Genomic DNA, 20,178 nt, shown 5'->3' with positions numbered 1-20,178 from the left:
TCCGTGAGCTCGTGTCGCCGCACCATACGGGCGTCCTGCCCGGCAAACCACGAGATCCACCCAGCCCACCAAGAGCCATCAGAAATGGCCTAGGCGTCGTAGACGTCCGCCTTCCTCGGGGTCGGGTCCTGGACCGCCGTGCTGAGGAAGGCCGAGCGGTTGCCGAACTTCTCCGTGTCGACGCCGTTTTCCTCGAGGACCCTGATCGCCGCCGCGTGCACCACCCGCAGGACGGGTGTCGCCGCCCGCAGCGCATCGTCCGCCATGAAGCGGTGCCGCCACGGTTGGTCCGCCCAGGCGTGCCGCAGGCCGAAGGGCTCGGGAAGCGTCAGGGTGCCGCCGAGCCAGTTGAGGAACGGGGGGTACCAGGTGAACGGGGCCCGCGCCGCGAGCCGTACGACCTCGTCGGTGGTGACCAGCGGCAGACTCACCTTGCGGGTCTCCCAGAACTTCACCGCCTTGGCGACCTCTTTCGTCGGCGCCTCGGGCTTGGTGGTGAACAGCGAGTTCACCGGCCCCAGCGCATGACCGGTGACCTCGATGCGCAGCGTCTCGTGCAGCACCGTCACCGTGATCAGCATCGTGATGATCAACTGACCGTCCCAGAGCGTCCACTGGACCCCTAGATAGTGCCGGTCACCACTGCCGAACTGCTGCTTGTTGCAGATGTCCTGTATGGCGTGCGTCTTGATCGTGTACGCGTCGACGTCCGTACCCCCCGGCCGGGACACCGCTTTCGCGTTCTCACCGATCGGTGTGACGATCCAGTGCTTGATCGAAGGGGCCGGGAAACCACCGGTGTTGAGCGGACCGCGCTCCAGCATGCGCAGCTGGTCGTGGATGGATCGGATGACGTCCCAGCTGCGGAAGGGGTGGATCTCCTTGGCCGCGTCGCGCGGCACCAGGTCCTCGGCGAGCTGCCAGCTGCCCCAGCGGGTGCCCATGCCGAGTATGCCCTTGGGGCCCGCGTAGAAGACCGAGTTGGACTGCTGCTCGGCGGTGAGCCGGGCCAGGGACTGGCGCAGCCGCTCGGCCGCCGTCTCACCCGGGCTGCCGGGGACGGCCTCGGGGATCTTGGCGCCGATGCCGCCACCGGACAGCAGACTGTCCCAGCGCTCCCGGAGATCCTTGGCGGTGCGCTCGCAGATCTGCTTGGCCCAGAGCCAGCCGACGACGGGGAGGACGATCGACGCGCGCGCGTACCAGCCCCAGAAGCCCGTGAACGGCATCTTGATGAGGAAGAGCACGGCGAGGGCGCCGAAGGCGACGAGCAGCGTGGTGGCGAGGGCGGAGGCGCGCTGGCCCTCACGCTTGGCGATCTGGGTCCGGATCTGGAAGATCAGCAGCCACACCAGCAGCCCGGGCAGGAAGAGCAGTCCGCACAGCACCATCACGGCCGACAGCCAGTTGTCGCGGTCCCTGCGGATGTTGTTCGCCGCGAGGCAGTGCTCCACGACGACCTGCGGCTCGGTGCCGAAGGACTGGATGAGCGGCTTGCGGCCGGCGCCCAGCATGCGGTCCGCCACGGCCCGCGAGAAGGCCTCTCCCAGGTTGGGCGCGAACAGCTTGATCCTGCCCGGCTTGACGGTCGACTGGTGCCATTCGTTGTCGGCCTTCAGGATCTCCGCCATGCCGCTGTCCCGGTACGCCGCCGAGGCCAGCGCGAAGGTCGCCGCCGTCTGCCCCGCGGAGCCCGAGAGCGGCACCTGCGCTCCGGGAGTGAAATCGAAACCGTCGAATGCCACTTCCGCCCCCAATGCCGCCGCGCCCGCTCCTGCGGCTTTCCCGACTTCCGGGCCCCGCACACCTGTTGATCAGGTCATCGTCTTGATCAGGTTCTCAGAGTATCGGCCGGGAGTGACATTCGTCGGCGGACGGCCGAAGCCGCCCGCCGACGAACGCGGCCCTCAACTGTCAGGCGTCCTGGGACTGTTCACGGATCCTTTCGGCGATCTGGAGCGGCATCGGCTCGTGCCGCGCGTACCTGCGGTCGAAGCGCGCGGTGCCGTGCGAGAGGGAGCGCAGATCGACGGCGTACCGCCCGATCTCGAGCTCCGGGACCTCGGCTCGTACGAGCGTGCGCCCGCCGCCCGTCTGCTCGGTGCCGACGACCCGGCCGCGCCGCCCCGACAGGTCGCTCATCACGGCGCCCACGTAGTCGTCGCCGACCAGGACCGTCACCTCGGCCACCGGCTCAAGGAGGTGGATCTTGGCGTCGGCGGCGGCCTCGCGCAGCGCCAGGCCGCCCGCCGTCTGGAACGCGGCGTCGGAGGAGTCCACGGAGTGCGCCTTGCCGTCGACCAGCGTGATCCGCACGTCGATGAGCGGATGGCCCGCGGCCACACCCTTGGCGGCCTGCGCGCGCACGCCCTTCTCCACGGACGGGATGAACTGCCGGGGCACCGCGCCGCCGACGACCTTGTCCACGAACTCGATGCCCGAGCCGTTCGGCAGCGGTTCCACCTCGATCTCGCAGATCGCGTACTGGCCGTGCCCGCCGGACTGCTTCACATGGCGCCCGCGCCCGGCGGACTTGCCGGCGAACGTCTCCCGCAGGGAGACCTTGTGCGGGACGACGTCGACCTGGACGCCGTACCGGCTGCGCAGCCGCTCCAGCGCGACGTCCGCGTGGGCCTCGCCCAAGCACCACAGGACGACCTGATGGGTGCTCTGGTTCTGCTCCAGGCGCATGGTGGGGTCCTCGGCGACCAGCCGACCGAGGCCCTGCGAGAGCTTGTCCTCGTCGGCCTTGCTGTGCGCCTGGATGGCGAGCGGCAGCAGCGGGTCCGGCATCTGCCACGGCTCCATGAGCAGCGGGTCGTCCTTGGCCGAGAGGGTGTCCCCGGTCTCCGCGCGGTTCAGCTTCGCCACGCACGCCAGGTCGCCCGCGATGCAGTGGGTGAGCGCGCGCTGCTGCTTGCCGAACGGTGCGGACAGGGCGCCGACGCGCTCGTCGACGTCATGGTCCTCGTGGCCGCGGTCGGTCAGCCCGTGCCCGGAAACGTGCACCGTCTCGTCGGGACGCAGGGTGCCCGAGAAGACCCGTACCAGCGAGACGCGGCCCACGTACGGGTCGGACGCGGTCTTCACGACCTCGGCGACCAGCGGCCCGTTCGGGTCGCAGGCCCGCACCTCGCGCGGCTCGCCGTCCGGGGTGGTCACCGTCGGGGCCTCGCCCTCCAGCGGGGTCGGGAAGCCGCCCGTGACGAGCTCCAGCAGCTCGACCGTACCGAGGCCCTGGCGGGAGCCCTCGGCGGCCGGAGCGGCGGCCAGCACCGGGAAGAAACTCCCGCGCGCCACGGCCCGCTCCAGGTCCTGTACGAGCGTCTTGAGGTCGATCTCCTCGCCGCCGAGATAGCGGTCCATGAGGGTCTCGTCCTCGCTCTCGGCGATGATCCCCTCGATCAGCCGGTTGCGGGCCTCCTCGATGAGCGGCAGCTGCTCGGGTCCCGGCTCCGCCTCCTTGCGCTCTCCGGACGAGTAGTCGAACAACCGCTGGGAGAGCAGCCCGATCAGGCCCGTCACGGGCGCGTGCCCGTCGGGTCCCGGCTCGCCGTGCAGCGGCAGATACAGCGGCAGTACGGCGTCGGGGTCGTCAGCGCCGAAGGCCTCCGCGCAGATCCGCGTCATCTCCTCGAAGTCCGCTCTGGCCGCTTCGAGGTGGGTGACCACGATGGCCCGCGGCATACCGACGGCCGCGCACTCCTCCCACACCATCCGGGTCGAGCCGTCCACCCCGTCCGAAGCCGAGACGACGAAGAGGGCCGCGTCCGCCGCTCGCAGACCGGCCCTCAACTCCCCGACGAAATCGGCGTATCCGGGGGTGTCCAGCAGATTGATCTTGTATCCGTCCCATTCGACGGGCACGAGGGAGAGCTGCACCGAGCGCTGCTGCCGGTGCTCGATCTCGTCGTAGTCGGAGACGGTGCCGCCGTCCTCCACGCGGCCCGCCCGGTTCACCGCTCCCGCTGTCAGAGCGAGAGCTTCCACCAAAGTCGTCTTGCCCGATCCGCTGTGGCCGACCAGCACCACATTCCGTACGGACGCGGGGTGGTCGGCCGCCGTAGCCCTGCCGGCGGCTCCGGGGTGTGCGTTGGCCTTGTCGCCCATGGTCTTGCCTCCCGTGCACGGTGAGGTCACTGTGGGCGCGGACATGCGGAATCCGCGTGCAGTGGCGGCTCCCTCGACGCCCGCGGTGTCTTCGAGCTTTGCACTCGCGTCACGGTGCGTCCATACGGCGGACGCGATCCTGCCGCCGCTGTTGGTCACCGGGCGCGATCGCGCCGTCACCGTGATGCCGTCGTGCCGGGACACGTGGTGCGGGTGCCCGACCGTCGCACACGCGCGCGCGTCGCTACGATGGGCCAGCCGGTGGCCAGCAGGGGCCGCGCGGCGACACCGACCCTCGGGAAGGCCATGCTGAACAAGTACGCGCGTGCATTCTTCACGCGTGTCCTCACACCGTTCGCCGCGTTTCTCATCCGCCGGGGGGTAAGCCCCGACACGGTGACCCTCCTGGGTACGGCCGGAGTCATGGCGGGCGCGCTGGTCTTCTACCCCCGCGGGGAGTTCTTCTGGGGCACGGTCGTCATCACGCTCTTCGTGTTCTCCGACCTCGTCGACGGCAACATGGCGCGCCAGCTCGGCCGCACCAGCCGCTGGGGCGCCTTCCTCGACTCGACGCTCGACCGGGTCGCCGACGGCGCGATCTTCGGCGGCTTCGCGCTCTGGTACGCGGGCAGCGGCGACGACAACATCCTGTGCGCCGTCTCGATCTTCTGCCTGGCCAGCGGTCAGGTCGTCTCGTACACCAAGGCCCGCGGCGAGGCGATCGGCCTGCCGGTCGCCGTCAACGGTCTGGTGGAGCGCGCCGAGCGGCTCGTGATCTCGCTGGTCGCGGCCGGTTTCGCGGGCCTGCACAAATTCGGGGTGCCCGGCATCCAGGTGCTGCTGCCCGTCGCGCTGTGGATCGTCGCCGTCGGCAGCGTCGTCACCCTGATCCAGCGCGTCGTCACGGTGCGCCGGGAGTCCGCGGAGGCGGACGCCGCGGCCACCGCCCGCAGCAGCGAGGCCACATCGTGACCAGTCTCCAGGACAGGCTGGTGGACGGGGCGTACGCGCTCGGCTGGAGCACCGTCAAGAAGCTCCCCGAACCGGTCGCCGTCCGGCTCGGCCGCACGATCGCCGACATCGCCTGGAAGAAGCGCGGCAAGGGCGTACAGCGTCTGGAGAGCAACTACGCGCGCGTGGTGCCCGACGCGAGCCCGGAGCGGCTCGCCGAGCTCTCCAAAGCCGGCATGCGCTCCTACCTGCGCTACTGGATGGAGTCCTTCCGGCTTCCCGCCTGGAGCGAGGAGCGCGTGAAGTCGGGCTTCGAGCCGAAGGACGTGCACCACCTGACCGACGCGCTCGCCTCCGACAAGGGTGTGATCCTGGCCCTCCCGCACATGGGCAACTGGGATCTCGCGGGCGCCTGGGTCACCACCAAACTCGAGACGCCGTTCACGACCGTCGCCGAGCGCCTCAAGCCGGAGTCGCTGTACGACCGTTTCGTCGCCTACCGCGAGGGCCTCGGCATGGAGGTCCTGCCGCACAGCGGCGGCACCGCCTTCGGCACCCTGGCCCGGCGGCTGCGCGACGGCGGGCTGATCTGCCTGGTCGCCGAGCGCGACCTGTCCGCGTCCGGCGTCGAGGTGAAGTTCTTCGGCGAGGCGACCCGGATGCCCGCGGGACCCGCGCTGCTCGCCCAGCAGACCGGCGCCCTGCTCCTCCCGGTGACGCTCTGGTACGACGACTCGCCCGTGATGCGTGGCCGCGTGCATCCCCCCGTCGACGTTCCCGAGACAGGCACCCGCGCCGAAAAGACGTCTGTCATGACACAGGCGCTGGCCGACGCCTTCGCCACGGGGATCGCCGACCATCCGGAGGACTGGCACATGCTGCAACGCTTGTGGCTGAAGGACCTCGATCCGGGCAAGGCTCCCGGAGAGTCGCCCGAGCAGGATGCCGAGAAGGGGACCCCGTGAGGATCGGCATCGTCTGCCCGTACTCCTGGGACGTGCCGGGCGGCGTCCAGTTCCACATCCGTGACCTGGCCGAACACCTCATCCGCCTCGGGCACGAGGTGTCCGTCCTCGCCCCCGCGGACGACGAGACCCCCCTGCCGCCGTACGTCGTCTCCGCCGGCCGCGCGGTCCCGGTGCCCTACAACGGCTCCGTGGCGCGCCTGAACTTCGGCTTCCTGTCGGCGGCCCGGGTACGGCGCTGGCTGCACGACGGCACCTTCGACGTGGTCCACATCCACGAGCCGTCCTCGCCGTCGCTGGGCCTGCTGACGTGCTGGGCCGCGCAGGGACCGATCGTCGCGACCTTCCACACGTCGAACCCGCGCTCCCGGGCCATGGTCGCCGCGTACGCGATCCTCCAGGCGGCCCTGGAGAAGATCAGCGCGCGGATCGCCGTGAGCGAGTACGCCCGGCGCACCCTCGTCGAACACCTCGGGGGCGACGCCGTCGTCATCCCGAACGGCGTCGACGTGGACTTCTTCGCCCGCGCCAAGCCCAAGCCCGCGTGGCAGGGCGACACCCTCGGCTTCATCGGCCGTATCGACGAGCCCCGCAAGGGCCTGCCGGTCCTCATGAAGGCCCTCCCGAAGATCCTCGCCGAGCGCCCGCGGACCCGGCTGCTGGTCGCCGGACGCGGCGACGAGAAGGAGGCCGTGGAGTCCCTGCCTGCCGAGATGCGTTCGCGCGTCGAGTTCCTCGGCATGATCAGCGACGAGGACAAGGCCCGCTTCCTGCGCAGCGTCGACCTGTACGTGGCGCCCAACACCGGGGGCGAGAGCTTCGGGATCATCCTGGTCGAGGCGATGTCCGCCGGGGCACCGGTGCTCGCCTCCGACCTCGACGCCTTCGCCCAGGTCCTCGACCAGGGCGCGGCGGGCGAACTGTTCGCCAACGAGGACGCGGACGCGCTGGCCGACGCCGCGCTGCGGCTGCTGGGCGACCCGGGGCGGCGGGCCGAACTGCGCGAGCGGGGGAGCGCCCACGTACGGCGCTTCGACTGGTCGACGGTCGGTGCGGACATCCTGTCCGTGTACGAGACGGTGACGGACGGGGCGGCGGCGGTGGCCACGGACGAACGCACGGGCCTGCGCGCCCGGTTCGGACTGGCCCGGGACTGAGCGTGCCGCACGCCTCGGGAGGGGACCTCCAACTGTCCCTCCCGCGCGCGGGAAGGTCAGTTCGTTTTTCCAACTGGTCGGGCCCGGCCCCCGGGGGCCGGGCCCGGATGTCGCCGGGCGCGAGACCACCCCGTTGTGCCACTCCTCCTACCGCAACCGCTACCGGGTCGCCGCCCGTTCGAAAATCACGCCGGACTCCTCGACCGGGCACGGCGGCTTCCGTTGCGCTTGGGACCCATCCGTTGCGCCTGGTACCTAGAGGAGCGGTGACCGCGCCCGGGTAGCCTTGCCGCCCGTGACCGCAACCCTCATCTGGATCCTCGTCGCCCTCGTCGCGATCGGCCTTTACCTGAGCTGGACCGCAGGGCGTCTGGACCGGCTGCACGCCCGCATCGACGCGACCCGCGCCGGTCTCGACGCCCAGTTGCTGCGCCGAGCCTCCGTGGCACAGGAATTGGCCACCTCCGGGGTCCTCGATCCGGCCGCCTCGATCGTGCTGTACGAAGCGGCCCACGCCGCCCGGCAGGCCGAGGAGGAGCAGCGCGAGGTGGCCGAAAGTGAGCTGAGCCAGGCATTGCGGGCCGTGTTCGGCGAGGCGCAGCAGGTCGCGGCGGTGCGGGAGGCGCCCGGCGGCGACGAGGCCGCGGGTGAGCTGGCCCAGGCCGTACGGAGGGTGCCGATGGCCCGGCGCTTCCACAACGACGCCGTACGTGCCGCCCGAGCCCTCCGCCGCCACCGCAAGGTCCGCTGGTTCCGCCTCGCCGGCCATGCCCCCTTCCCGCTGGCCTTCGAGATGGACGACGAGCCACCGACGGCACTGGCGGACCGCCCGGCCGGCTGAGGTGGGGAATTTCAGCCCGTCCGGGGCTTGAGGACGAGCGCGAAGCGCGACAAGGGGGTCTGGAGGCGCAGCCCCCAGGGATGGGACGGGCAGGGGTGGAGGGGGCGAAAAAAATCCACCGGCTCCCCATTGGCCCTTGCCGTGGACTGGTCCCCTCACGTTTCCTCGGTGATGCACTACCCCTCTTTCACCGAGTGAGGTCAACCCGTGTCCAGCACGCTCTCCAACTCCGCCCGCCCCGATGAAACCCCTGCGACCGGCACCGCCCGCGTAAAGCGCGGCATGGCCGAGCAGCTCAAGGGCGGCGTGATCATGGACGTGGTCAACGCCGAGCAGGCGAAGATCGCCGAGGACGCCGGCGCCGTGGCCGTCATGGCCCTGGAGCGGGTCCCCGCCGACATCCGCAAGGACGGCGGCGTGGCCCGTATGTCGGACCCGAACATGATCGAGGAGATCATCGACGCGGTCTCGATCCCGGTCATGGCCAAGTCGCGTATCGGCCACTTCGTCGAGGCCCAGGTCCTGCAGTCCCTCGGCGTCGACTACATCGACGAGTCCGAGGTCCTCACCCCGGCCGACGAGGTCAACCACTCCGACAAGTGGGCCTTCACGACCCCCTTCGTCTGTGGCGCCACCAACCTGGGCGAGGCCCTGCGCCGCATCGCCGAGGGCGCCGCCATGATCCGCTCCAAGGGCGAGGCCGGCACCGGCAACGTCGTCGAGGCCGTCCGCCACCTGCGCCAGATCAAGAACGAGATCGCCAAGCTGCGCGGCTTCGACAACAACGAGCTGTACGCCGCCGCCAAGGAGCTGCGCGCCCCGTACGAGATCGTCAAGGAGGTCGCCGAGCTGGGCAAGCTCCCGGTCGTCCTCTTCTCCGCCGGTGGTGTCGCCACCCCCGCCGACGCCGCGCTGATGCGCCAGCTCGGCGCCGAGGGCGTCTTCGTCGGCTCCGGCATCTTCAAGTCGGGCGACCCGGCCAAGCGTGCCGCCGCCATCGTGAAGGCCACCACCTTCTACGACGACCCCAAGATCATCGCGGAGGCGTCCCGCAACCTGGGCGAGGCCATGGTCGGCATCAACTGCGACACCCTCCCTGAGGCCGAGCGCTACGCCAACCGCGGCTGGTAGTCACCCATGAGCACTCCTGTCATAGGCGTCCTGGCCCTCCAGGGCGACGTACGGGAGCACCAGATCGCCCTGGCCGCGGCCGACGCCGTGGCCAGGCCGGTTCGGCGCCCCGAGGAACTCGCCGAGGTGGACGGCCTCGTCATCCCCGGCGGTGAGTCCACCACCATCTCCAAGCTGGCCGTCCTCTTCGGAGTGATGGAACCCCTTCGCGCGCGCGTGCGGAACGGCATGCCCGTCTACGGCACCTGCGCGGGCCTGATCATGCTCGCCGACAAGATCCTCGACCCGCGCTCGGGCCAGGAGACGATCGGCGGCATCGACATGATCGTGCGCCGCAACGCCTTCGGACGTCAGAACGAGTCCTTCGAGGCCGCGGTCGACGTCAAGGGCGTCGAGGGCGATCCTGTAGAGGGCGTTTTCATCCGCGCCCCCTGGGTGGAGTCCGTGGGCGCCTCGGCCGAGGTGCTCGCCGAGCACGACGGCCACATCGTCGCCGTACGCCAGGGCAACGCGCTCGCCACGTCGTTCCACCCGGAACTGACCGGCGACCACCGCGTGCACGGCCTCTTCGTCGACATGGTGCGCGCGAGCCGGACACCGGAGTCCTTGTAGGATCTGGGGGTCTCCCAGGCTCTCAAGGCTCGGGGGAGTTCGTACAGGATGGGTTACGCGAAGGAGACAGGCAGATGTCCGGCCACTCTAAATGGGCTACGACGAAGCACAAGAAGGCCGTGATCGACGCCAAGCGCGGCAAGCTCTTCGCGAAGATGATCAAGAACATCGAGGTTGCGGCCCGCACCGGTGGCGCCGACCCGGCCGGCAACCCGACGCTGTTCGACGCCATCCAGAAGGCCAAGAAGAGTTCGGTCCCCAACAAGAACATCGACTCCGCGGTCAAGCGTGGCGCCGGTCTCGAGGCCGGCGGCGCCGACTACGAGACGATCATGTACGAAGGTTACGGCCCCAACGGTGTAGCGGTGCTCATCGAGTGCCTCACCGACAACCGCAACCGCGCCGCCTCGGACGTCCGCGTCGCCATGACCCGCAACGGCGGCAACATGGCTGACCCGGGCTCCGTCTCGTATCTCTTCAACCGCAAGGGCGTCGTGATCGTCCCCAAGGGCGAGCTGGGCGAGGACGACGTGTTGGGTGCCGTGCTCGACGCGGGCGCCGAGGAGGTCAATGACCTCGGTGAGTCCTTCGAGGTCCTCTCCGAGGCCACCGACCTGGTCGCGGTGCGCACCGCGCTCCAGGAGGCCGGCATCGACTACGACTCCGCCGACGCCAACTTCGTCCCGACCATGCAGGTCGAGCTGGACGAGGAGGGCGCCCGGAAGATCTTCAAGCTGATCGACGCCCTAGAGGACAGCGACGACGTGCAGAACGTCTTCGCCAACTTCGACGTCAGCGACGAGGTCATGGAGAAGGTCGACGCGTAACGCTGCCGCGGACTCAACGGGCTCGACGGGCCGACGGGACATGCCCCGTCGGCCCGTCGCCATGTCGGCCGTTGTCAGTGGCACCCGATAGCCTGCACAAACTGGGCACCTCCCAGCGGTAGCTGGGGGAGATCGAAGGAGGGGGCCGGGTGCGGGTTCTGGGAGTTGACCCCGGGTTGACCCGATGCGGTGTCGGCGTGGTCGAAGGAGTCGCCGGCCGGCCCCTGACCCTGCGCGCCGTCGGTGTCGTACGCACCCCGGCGGACGCCGAGTTGGGCCAGCGCCTTGTCGCCATCGAGCAGGGCATCGAGCAGTGGCTCGACGAGCACCAGCCCGAATCCGTCGCCGTGGAGCGGGTGTTCAGCCAGCACAACGTGCGTACGGTGATGGGCACGGCCCAGGCCAGCGCCGTCGCCATGCTCTGCGCCGCCCGGCGCGGCATCCCCGTCGCCCTGCACACCCCGAGCGAGGTCAAGGCCGCCGTCACCGGCAGTGGACGCGCGGACAAGGCCCAGGTCGGCGCCATGGTCACGCGTCTGCTCCGGCTGGACGCGCCCCCGAAGCCCGCCGACGCGGCGGACGCCCTCGCTCTCGCCATCTGCCACATCTGGCGCGCCCCCGCGCAGAACCGGCTCCAGCAGGCCGTCGCGCAGAACAGACTCCAGCAGGCCGCCACCCCGCGCGCATCGAAACAGGCATCGCACCACGCATCGAAAGGCCGTACCGCATGATCGCCTTCGTCAGCGGCCCGGTCGCCGCCCTCGCCCCCGACTCCGCGGTCGTCGAGGTGGGCGGCATCGGCATCGCCGTCCAGTGCACCCCCAACACGCTCTCCGGGCTGCGCAAGGGCCGGCAGACCAAGCTCGCCACCTCCCTCGTCGTACGCGAGGACTCCCTCACCCTCTACGGCTTCGCGGACGACGACGAGCGGCAGACCTTCGAGCTGCTCCAGACCGCGAGCGGCGTCGGCCCGCGTCTCGCCCAGGCGATGCTCGCCGTGCACACGCCGGACGCGCTGCGCCGCGCGGTGTCCACCGGCGACGAGAAGACGCTCACCGCCGTCCCCGGCATAGGCAAGAAGGGCGCCCAGAAGCTCCTGCTGGAGCTGAAGGACCGGCTCGGCGAGCCCCTGGGCACCGGCACCGGCATCGGCGCCCCGGTCAGCACCGGCTGGCGCGACCAGCTGCACGCCGCCCTCATCGGCCTCGGGTACGCCACGCGCGAGGCCGACGAGGCAGTCACCGCCGTAGCCCCGCAGGCCGAGGCCGCCGAGAGCACCCCCCAGGTGGGCGCGCTCCTCAAGGCCGCCCTGCAGACCTTGAACCGCGCCCGCTGAACCACCCGCCGCCCGACCACCACACCGCGAGGCACACGCAATGAACTGGGACGACACGACCGACGACACCGCCGCCGAGCGGCTCGTCGGCGCGTCCGCCGACCGAGAGGACCAGGCAGTCGAGGCCGCCCTGCGTCCCAAGGACCTGGACGAGTTCATCGGCCAGGAGAAGGTCCGCGAGCAGCTCGACCTCGTCCTGCGGGCGGCACGCGCGCGTGGCGCCACCGCCGATCACGTGCTCCTCTCGGGCGCCCCCGGCCTCGGCAAGACCACTCTCTCGATGATCATCGCGGCCGAGATGGGCGCCCCCATCCGCATCACCAGTGGCCCCGCCATCCAGCACGCGGGAGACCTCGCCGCGATCCTCTCCTCCCTCCAGGAGGGAGAGGTGTTCTTCCTCGACGAGATCCACCGCATGTCCCGGCCCGCCGAGGAGATGCTCTACATGGCCATGGAGGACTTCCGCGTCGACGTGATCGTCGGCAAGGGCCCCGGCGCCACCGCCATCCCGCTCGAACTGCCGCCGTTCACCCTGGTCGGCGCCACCACGCGCGCGGGCCTGCTGCCGCCCCCGCTGCGCGACCGCTTCGGCTTCACCGCGCACATGGAGTTCTACGAGCCCGCCGAACTGGAGCGCGTCATCCACCGCTCCGCCCACCTGCTCGACGTCGAGATCGGCTCGGACGGCGCCGCCGAGATCGCCGGCCGCTCCCGGGGCACGCCCCGTATCGCCAACCGTCTGCTGCGCCGCGTCCGTGACTACGCGCAGGTCAAGGCGGACGGGATCATCACCCGCGAGATCGCGGCGGCCGCACTGAAGGTGTACGAAGTCGACGCTCGAGGCCTCGACCGTCTCGACCGGGGTGTCCTGGAAGCCCTGCTCAAGCTTTTCGGCGGCGGTCCGGTCGGTCTGTCCACGCTCGCCGTCGCGGTGGGCGAGGAGCGCGAGACCGTCGAGGAGGTCGCCGAGCCCTTCCTCGTACGGGAGGGACTGCTCGCGCGTACTCCCCGTGGCCGAGTGGCCACACCGGCGGCATGGGCGCATCTCGGCCTCACCCCGCCCCGCCAGTCGACCGGTGGAAACGGACAACAGGACCTGTTCGGGACGTGACGACAGGGGTCCCCCGCTCAAGCGAAGACGCGAGTGGGGGAGGGTAGGTGCGCGGCAGGAACCCCGGTGCCATGCTGAGCGTTGTTCCCTGAGTGCGGACTCGCTTAGACTCCGCCGATGCCGCCCTTGTCGACGGCATACATACCCCCATCCAGCAGGCCGCTCACCATCGCGGTCGAAGAAGGAAGTTCCGACCCGTGAGTCTCGTGACCCTCCTCCCGTTCATCGTGCTCATCGGGGCCATGTTCCTGATGACCCGGTCGGCCAAGAAGAAGCAGCAGCAGGCCGCTTCCATGCGCAACGAGCTGCAGCCCGGCTCCGGCGTCCGCACGATCGGTGGTCTGTACGCCACCGTCAAGGAGGTCAACGAGGAGACGGTCCTCCTCGACGCGGCCCCCGGCGTCGACCTCGTCTTCGCCAAGAACTCGATCGGCGCCGTCCTGTCCGACGACGAGTACAACCGCATCGTCCACGGCGTCGAGCACGACCTGAAGTCCGACGGCACGGTCGTTCCGGACGACGCCTCCTCCCTCACCGAGACCGACGAGGCCGCCGCCGACGCCGCTTCCGACGCTTCCGACGACAAGCCCATCGACCTCGGCAAGAAGGACGCGGCGGACGAGCCGGCCGACGAGAGTGCCGAGGCGAAGGCCGACGAGGCCGCCGACGTCGACGAAGTAGAGCCGAAGAAGACCGACGGCGAGGCCGACGCGAAGTAGTCACGACCCGGGAGCGCGGCGCGACCCGCTCGCGCCCCGCGCCTCCCGGGACGTGCTGTTCTCGCACGGAGTCCCGACACCATGTCATGGCCGCCCGCGCGCTCACCCGGCGCGAGGCGGCCCGAGAGGGAGTACGAGAAGGTGGCAGCACCGAAGAAGGGCCGGAGCGCGAGCGCCCAGAGCAGGCCGGGGCGTTCGCTGGCCCTCATCCTGATCGCCATCGCGGCGCTCACCGGGGGGATGTTCCTCTCCGGGCACCCCACCCCGCGTCTCGGCATCGACCTCGCCGGCGGCACGAGCATCACGCTCGAGGCGAAGAACGAGCCCGGCCAGCCCAACGCGATCAACAAGACCAACATGAACACCGCGGTCGACATCATGAACCGCCGTGTCAACGGTCTCGGCGTCTCAGAGGCGGAGGTCCAGACCCAGGGCGACAAGAACATCATCGTCAACATCCCCAAGGGCACGAACTCCAAGCAGGCGCGGGAGCAGGTCGGCACCACCGCCAAGCTCTACTTCCGTCCGGTCCTGACCACCGAGGTCTCCGGAGCCGACGCGTCGGCCAGCCCCTCGCCGGGCGCGTCCGGCAGCTCTTCCAGCAAGGCGACCGACAAGGCGTCCTCGTCGTCGTCCCCGTCGAGCTCCACCACCCCATCGGCCACCGCCACCTCCCAGGGCCGCGCGGTCACCGACGCCCTGAAGGCCGATTCCACCCCGTCGGCGAGCAGCTCGGCCACCGGGTCCGCCTCGCCCTCCTCCAGCGCCTCGCCGTCCGCGAGCAGCAGCACGGACCCCGCGACCGCCAAGCTCGAGGCCCAGTACACCGCGCTCGACTGCACCGACAAGGCCGCCCGCGCCAAGGCCGGCGAGGGCGCCAAGCCCACCGACCCCACCGTGGCCTGCGGCAAGAACTCCGGCCAGTGGCAGAAGTACATCCTCGGCCCGGCCGAGGTGTCCGGTACGGACATCAAGAAGGCCGCCGCCGTCTACGACACGTCGAGCGCCGCGGGCTGGAAGGTCACCATGGACTTCACGTCCGGTGGCTCCAAGAAGTTCGCCAGCATCACCGGCGAGCTCGCGCAGAACCAGACCCCGCAGAACCAGTTCGCCATCGTCCTCGACGGTGAGGTCGTCTCGGACCCGTACGTCAAGCAGGCGCTCACCGGCGGCAACGCGGAGATCTCCGGCAACTTCGGCCAGAGCGAGGCCCAGGACCTGGCCAACATGCTCAAGTACGGCGCCCTGCCGCTCACCTTCAAGGAGGCGAGCGTCACCACGGTGACCGCCGCGCTCGGCGGCGAGCAGCTGCACGCCGGTCTGATCGCCGGCGCGATCGGCCTGGCCCTGGTCGTCATCTACCTGGTGGTCTACTACCGGGGCCTGTCGGTCATCGCCATTCCCTCGCTGCTGGTCTCGGCGATCCTCACCTACGTGATCATGGCGCTGCTCGGCCCCACCATCGGCTTCGCGCTGAACCTGCCGGCCGTCTGCGGTGCGATCGTCGCGATCGGTATCACCGCGGACTCGTTCATCGTGTTCTTCGAACGCATCCGGGACGAGATCCGCGAGGGCCGCTCGCTGCGGCCCGCCGTCGAGCGCGCCTGGCCGCGCGCCCGGCGCACCATCCTGGTCTCCGACTTCGTGTCGTTCCTCGCCGCCGCCGTGCTCTTCATCGTCACCGTCGGCAAGGTCCAGGGCTTCGCGTTCACGCTCGGCCTGACCACGCTGCTCGACGTGGTCGTCGTCTTCCTCTTCACCAAGCCGCTGATGACGATCCTCGCCCGCCGGAAGTTCTTCGCGGGCGGTCACAGCTGGTCCGGCCTCGACCCGAAGCGACTGGGCGCCAAGCCGCCGCTGCGCCGCACCCGTCGCGCGTCCGCCCCCGTCGACACGAAGGAGGCGTGAGATGTCGAAACTCGGCACCCTCGGCGCCCGGCTCCACCGCGGCGAGATCGGCTACGACTTCGTCGGCAAGCGCAAGATCTGGTACGGCATCTCCATCCTGATCACCATCACGGCCATCCTCGGTCTGACGGTGCGCGGCCTGAACATGGGCATCGAGTTCCAGGGCGGAGCCGTCTTCACCACCGAGAAGACCAGCGTTTCGGTGACGCAGGCCGAGAAGTACGCGCAGGAGTCGTCCGGTCACGACGCGGTCGTCCAGAAGCTCGGCAACGGCGGACTGCGCATCCAGATCGCCGGTATCGACACCGGCAAGTCGGACCAGATCAAGGAAGAGCTCTCCAAGGACCTGAAGGTCGACTCGGAGAAGATCAACGCCGACCTGGTCGGCCCCAGCTGGGGTGACCAGATCGCCAACAAGGCCTGGGAAGGCCTGGCGATCTTCATGGTCCTCGTGGTGATCTACCTGGCCATCGCCTTCGAGTGGCGGATGGCCGTGGCCGCGCTCGTCGCCCTGATCCACGACATCACCATCACGGTCGGCATCTACGCCCTGGTCGGCTTCGAGGTCACCCCGGGCACGGTGATCGGTCTGCTGACGATCCTCGGTTACTCGCTCTACGACACGGTCGTCGTCTTCGACAGCCTCAAGGAGCAGACGAAGGACATCACCAAGCAGACCCGCTGGACCTACAGCGATGTCGCCGACCGCTCGATCAACAGCACCCTGGTCCGCTCCATCAACACCACCGTGGTCGCGCTGCTGCCGGTCGGGGCCCTGCTGTTCATCGGTGGCGGTGTGCTCGGCGCGGGCATGCTCAACGACATCTCCCTGTCGCTGTTCGTCGGCCTCGCGGCCGGTGCGTACTCCTCGATCTTCATCGCCACGCCGCTCGTCGCCGACCTCAAGGAGCGCGAGCCGCAGATGAAGGCGCTGCGCAAGCGCGTCCTGGCCAAGCGGGCCCAGGCCGCCGCGCAGGGCGAGTCCCTGGAGACCCAGGTCTCCGAGGAGTCGCTGGACGACGAGCCGGAGGACGCGACGCCCGCGGTCGTCGGCCCGCGCAACCAGCCCGCTTCCCGCAACCGCGGCCGCGGCCGACCGTCGGGGAAGCGCCGATGACGGACATCCGAGAGCTGCTGCTCAGCCGTATCCGGGATGTGGCCGACTACCCGGAGCCGGGCGTGACGTTCAAGGACATCACCCCGCTGCTGGCAGACCCGGCGGCCTTCTCCGCGCTCACCGACGCGCTGGCGGACATCGCCGTCCGCAACGAGGCCACCAAGATCGTCGGCCTGGAGGCCCGCGGCTTCATCCTGGGCGCCCCGGTCGCCGTCCGCACCGGGCTCGGCTTCATCCCCGTACGCAAGGCGGGCAAGCTCCCCGGAGCGACCCTGTCGCAGGCGTACGACCTGGAGTACGGCTCCGCCGAGATCGAGGTGCACGCCGAGGACCTGGTCGCGGGCGACCGCGTCCTGGTCGTCGACGACGTCCTCGCCACCGGCGGCACCGCCGAGGCCTCGCTCCAGCTCATCCGCCGGGCGGGCGCCGAGGTGGCGGGCGTCGCCGTGCTGATGGAGCTCGGCTTCCTGGGCGGCCGCGGCCGCCTGGAGCCGGCTTTGGCGGGCGCTCCGCTGGAGGCGCTCCTCAAGGTCTGAGAGGACTGAGGGCAGGCCGCCCGGCCACCCCGAGGACAGCCCCGGGAAAGGCCGGGGACACCCGTAGGACACCGCGGAGGCGGGCCCGGAGGAATCCGGCGCCCGCCTCTCGCGTTCTCCTGTACGAGGCCGTCCCAGCGGCCGACAGCGAGTCCGACGCCGAGGATCGCTACCATGGGTCCTCCGGAGCCTGACCGGGGGACCCGGAACGCGCACGAGGAGCCCTCTTGCCAGACGAGGCCCAGCCACTCGCCCCCAGAGCCGAACATCTTGGGGCAGCCCCATCCGCCAAGCCCGAGCAGTCCGCTCCGGCCCGCGCGGACAAGCCCGCCAAGAACGCCGTGAGCGGGCCGGTCGAGCACGCCCAGTCCGCGCCCGACGACAAGGCGGCCGAGCAGCCACGTCCCAAGCCGGCTCCCGCCGAGCGTCCCGCGAGCACCCCGGTGGCCCGTCCCACGGCGGGCCAGCCCGCACGCACCGGTGGCTCCTCCAACCGCGTACGCGCCCGCCTCGCCCGTCTGGGCGTACAGCGCTCCAACCCGTACAACCCGGTCCTGGAGCCCCTGCTGCGCATAGTGCGCAGCAACGACCCGAAGATCGAGACGGCCACGCTCCGCCAGGTCGAGAAGGCCTACCAGGTGGCGGAGCGCTGGCACCGCGGCCAGAAGCGCAAGAGCGGCGACCCGTACATCACGCATCCGCTCGCCGTGACCACCATCCTCGCCGAACTCGGCATGGACCCGGCCACGCTGATGGCGGGCCTGCTGCACGACACCGTCGAGGACACCGAGTACGGCCTCGACACCCTCCGCCGCGACTTCGGCGACCAGGTCGCCCTCCTCGTCGACGGCGTCACCAAGCTCGACAAGGTCAAGTTCGGCGAGGCCGCGCAGGCGGAGACCGTGCGCAAGATGGTCGTCGCCATGGCCAAGGACCCCCGCGTCCTGGTCATCAAGCTCGCCGACCGTCTGCACAACATGCGCACCATGCGCTATCTCAAGCGCGAGAAGCAGGAGAAGAAGGCGCGCGAGACCCTCGAGATCTACGCGCCGCTCGCCCACCGCCTGGGCATGAACACCATCAAGTGGGAACTGGAGGACCTCGCCTTCGCGATCCTCTACCCCAAGATGTACGACGAGATCGTGCGCCTGGTCGCCGAGCGCGCCCCCAAGCGCGACGAGTACCTCGCCATAGTGACCGACGAGGTCCAGTCCGATCTGCGCGCGGCCCGCATCAAGGCGACGGTCACCGGCCGCCCGAAGCACTACTACAGCGTCTACCAGAAGATGATCGTCCGCGGCCGTGACTTCGCGGAGATCTACGACCTGGTGGGCATCCGCGTCCTCGTCGACACCGTACGAGACTGCTACGCGGCCCTCGGCACCGTGCACGCGCGATGGAACCCGGTCCCCGGCCGGTTCAAGGACTACATCGCGATGCCCAAGTTCAACATGTACCAGTCGCTGCACACGACGGTCATCGGGCCCAACGGCAAGCCCGTCGAACTCCAGATCCGTACGTTCGACATGCACCGCCGCGCCGAGTACGGCATCGCCGCGCACTGGAAGTACAAGCAGGAGACCGTCGCCGGTTCCTCCAAGATCCGTACGGACGTGCCCCGGGCGGCCAAGGGCAGCGCGGGCCAGGACACCGTCAACGACATGGCCTGGCTGCGCCAGTTGCTCGACTGGCAGAAGGAGACCGAGGACCCTTCGGAGTTCCTGGAGTCCCTGCGCTTCGACCTGTCCCGCAACGAGGTCTTCGTCTTCACGCCCAAGGGCGACGTCATAGCGCTCCCGGCGGGCGCGACACCGGTGGACTTCGCGTACGCGGTCCACACGGAGGTCGGCCACCGCACCATAGGCGCACGGGTCAACGGACGGCTCGTCCCGCTCGAATCCACCCTGGACAACGGCGACTTGGTGGAGGTCTTCACTTCCAAGGCAGCCGGCGCGGGCCCCTCCCGCGACTGGCTCGGCTTCGTGAAGTCGCCGCGCGCCCGCAACAAGATCCGCGCCTGGTTCTCCAAGGAGCGCCGCGACGAGGCGATCGAGCAGGGCAAGGACGCCATCGCCCGCGCGATGCGCAAACAGAACCTGCCCATCCAGCGCATCCTCACCGGCGACTCCCTGGTCACCCTCGCGCACGAGATGCGCTACCCCGACATCTCGTCCCTGTACGCCGCGATCGGCGAGGGCCATGTCGCCGCGCAGAGCGTCGTACAGAAGCTGGTGCAGGCCCTCGGCGGCGAGGAGGCGGCCACCGAGGAGATCGACGAGAGCGTTCCGCCGGCGCGTGGCCGCAGCCGCAAGCGCCGCTCCAACGCCGACCCGGGTGTCGTCGTCAAGGGCGTCGATGACGTGTGGGTCAAGCTGGCCCGCTGTTGCACGCCCGTACCCGGCGACCCCATCATCGGCTTCGTCACCCGCGGCAGCGGCGTCTCGGTGCACCGCAGCGACTGCGTCAACGTCGACTCGCTGTCCCGCGAGCCCGAGCGCATCCTCGAGGTCGAGTGGGCGCCCACGCAGTCCTCGGTCTTCCTGGTCGCCATACAGGTCGAGGCCCTGGACCGCTCCCGGCTCCTCTCGGACGTCACGCGCGTCCTGTCGGACCAGCACGTCAACATCCTCTCCGCGGCCGTCCAGACCTCCCGCGACCGCGTCGCCACATCCCGCTTCACCTTCGAGATGGGCGACCCCAAGCACCTGGGGCACGTCCTGAAGGCGGTCAGGGGCGTGGAGGGCGTGTACGACGTGTACCGCGTGACGTCGGCCCGGAGGCCGTCCGAGGCCTGACGTCCGGCCCGTAAATCGGCCACTACGTAGAGGGGCTCCCGTACGCCCCGTACGGGAGCCCC

Annotated in this window: 17 protein-coding genes and 1 pseudogene; 16 read left to right on the top strand and 2 right to left on the bottom strand. The window is 70.1% G+C overall.

What is annotated here, in order from left to right; translation table 11 throughout:
• Positions 1–89: 89 nt before the first annotated feature.
• Positions 90–1,745: a hypothetical protein gene (locus AB0D27_RS40825; protein ID WP_362519444.1), complete on the bottom strand. Its 1,656-nt coding sequence runs from the start codon at positions 1,743–1,745 to the stop codon at positions 90–92.
• 169 nt (positions 1,746–1,914) lie between these two features.
• Positions 1,915–4,110 carry an elongation factor G-like protein EF-G2 gene (locus tag AB0D27_RS40820; RefSeq protein ID WP_362519447.1) on the bottom strand — a complete coding sequence of 732 codons (2,196 nt, stop codon included), beginning with the start codon at positions 4,108–4,110 and terminating at the stop codon, positions 1,915–1,917.
• 249 nt (positions 4,111–4,359) lie between these two features.
• Between AB0D27_RS40820 and pgsA the strand changes: the two genes are divergently transcribed.
• The 16 genes and pseudogenes from pgsA (at position 4,360) to AB0D27_RS40740 (ending at position 20,116) form a co-directional block, all read left to right on the top strand.
• Entirely contained in the window at positions 4,360–5,082 is a 723-nt protein-coding gene (pgsA, locus tag AB0D27_RS40815; RefSeq protein ID WP_362519441.1) for a phosphatidylinositol phosphate synthase, read from the top strand.
• Positions 5,079–6,026, top strand: coding sequence for a phosphatidylinositol mannoside acyltransferase (locus AB0D27_RS40810; protein ID WP_362519438.1), 948 nt, complete (start codon positions 5,079–5,081; stop codon positions 6,024–6,026). Before pgsA ends, AB0D27_RS40810 begins: the two co-directional genes overlap by 4 nt.
• Entirely contained in the window at positions 6,023–7,183 is a 1,161-nt protein-coding gene (locus AB0D27_RS40805; protein WP_362519435.1) for a glycosyltransferase family 4 protein, read from the top strand. The genes AB0D27_RS40810 and AB0D27_RS40805 overlap by 4 nt, the downstream gene beginning before the upstream one ends.
• Before the next feature lie 127 nt (positions 7,184–7,310).
• A pseudogene (locus AB0D27_RS40800) lies at positions 7,311–7,442 on the top strand (formylglycine-generating enzyme family protein); the annotation flags it as partial.
• Positions 7,443–7,478: 36 nt separating this feature from the next.
• A complete protein-coding gene (locus AB0D27_RS40795) occupies positions 7,479–8,024 on the top strand; it encodes a hypothetical protein (protein ID WP_362519432.1) in 546 nt (181 codons plus the stop codon).
• Positions 8,025–8,231: 207 nt separating this feature from the next.
• The gene (pdxS, locus tag AB0D27_RS40790) at positions 8,232–9,155 is read left to right on the top strand and encodes a pyridoxal 5'-phosphate synthase lyase subunit PdxS (RefSeq protein WP_362519429.1); all 924 of its coding nucleotides are present in this window, start codon (positions 8,232–8,234) and stop codon (positions 9,153–9,155) included.
• Positions 9,156–9,161: 6 nt separating this feature from the next.
• The gene (gene pdxT / locus AB0D27_RS40785; protein ID WP_362519426.1) at positions 9,162–9,767 is read left to right on the top strand and encodes a pyridoxal 5'-phosphate synthase glutaminase subunit PdxT; all 606 of its coding nucleotides are present in this window, start codon (positions 9,162–9,164) and stop codon (positions 9,765–9,767) included.
• Positions 9,768–9,841: 74 nt separating this feature from the next.
• Complete coding sequence (locus tag AB0D27_RS40780; protein ID WP_362519423.1) at positions 9,842–10,594, top strand: YebC/PmpR family DNA-binding transcriptional regulator; 753 nt, start codon at positions 9,842–9,844, stop codon at positions 10,592–10,594.
• A 149-nt stretch (positions 10,595–10,743) separates the two neighbouring features.
• Positions 10,744–11,325: a crossover junction endodeoxyribonuclease RuvC gene (ruvC, locus tag AB0D27_RS40775; RefSeq protein WP_362519420.1), complete on the top strand. Its 582-nt coding sequence runs from the start codon at positions 10,744–10,746 to the stop codon at positions 11,323–11,325.
• Positions 11,322–11,930 carry a Holliday junction branch migration protein RuvA gene (ruvA, locus tag AB0D27_RS40770; RefSeq protein WP_362519417.1) on the top strand — a complete coding sequence of 203 codons (609 nt, stop codon included), beginning with the start codon at positions 11,322–11,324 and terminating at the stop codon, positions 11,928–11,930. The genes ruvC and ruvA overlap by 4 nt, the downstream gene beginning before the upstream one ends.
• A 40-nt stretch (positions 11,931–11,970) precedes the next feature.
• The gene (ruvB, locus tag AB0D27_RS40765; protein ID WP_362519415.1) at positions 11,971–13,041 is read left to right on the top strand and encodes a Holliday junction branch migration DNA helicase RuvB; all 1,071 of its coding nucleotides are present in this window, start codon (positions 11,971–11,973) and stop codon (positions 13,039–13,041) included.
• Between the two features lie 197 nt (positions 13,042–13,238).
• Complete coding sequence (gene yajC, locus AB0D27_RS40760; RefSeq protein ID WP_362519412.1) at positions 13,239–13,760, top strand: preprotein translocase subunit YajC; 522 nt, start codon at positions 13,239–13,241, stop codon at positions 13,758–13,760.
• 141 nt (positions 13,761–13,901) lie between these two features.
• On the top strand, positions 13,902–15,668 hold the full coding sequence (gene secD / locus AB0D27_RS40755; protein WP_362519409.1) for a protein translocase subunit SecD: 1,767 nt from the start codon (positions 13,902–13,904) through the stop codon (positions 15,666–15,668).
• Between the two features lies 1 nt (position 15,669).
• Entirely contained in the window at positions 15,670–16,785 is a 1,116-nt protein-coding gene (gene secF / locus AB0D27_RS40750) for a protein translocase subunit SecF (RefSeq protein WP_362519407.1), read from the top strand.
• A complete protein-coding gene (locus tag AB0D27_RS40745; protein ID WP_362519404.1) occupies positions 16,782–17,321 on the top strand; it encodes an adenine phosphoribosyltransferase in 540 nt (179 codons plus the stop codon). Before secF ends, AB0D27_RS40745 begins: the two co-directional genes overlap by 4 nt.
• Positions 17,322–17,548: 227 nt before the next feature.
• On the top strand, positions 17,549–20,116 hold the full coding sequence (locus AB0D27_RS40740) for a RelA/SpoT family protein (protein ID WP_362519402.1): 2,568 nt from the start codon (positions 17,549–17,551) through the stop codon (positions 20,114–20,116).
• Positions 20,117–20,178: the final 62 nt, after the last annotated feature.

It is taken from the genome of Streptomyces sp. NPDC048415 (assembly GCF_040651675.1).
Taxonomy (GTDB): Bacteria; Actinomycetota; Actinomycetes; order Streptomycetales; family Streptomycetaceae; genus Streptomyces.
This window is presented reverse-complemented; position numbering and strand designations above follow the sequence as displayed.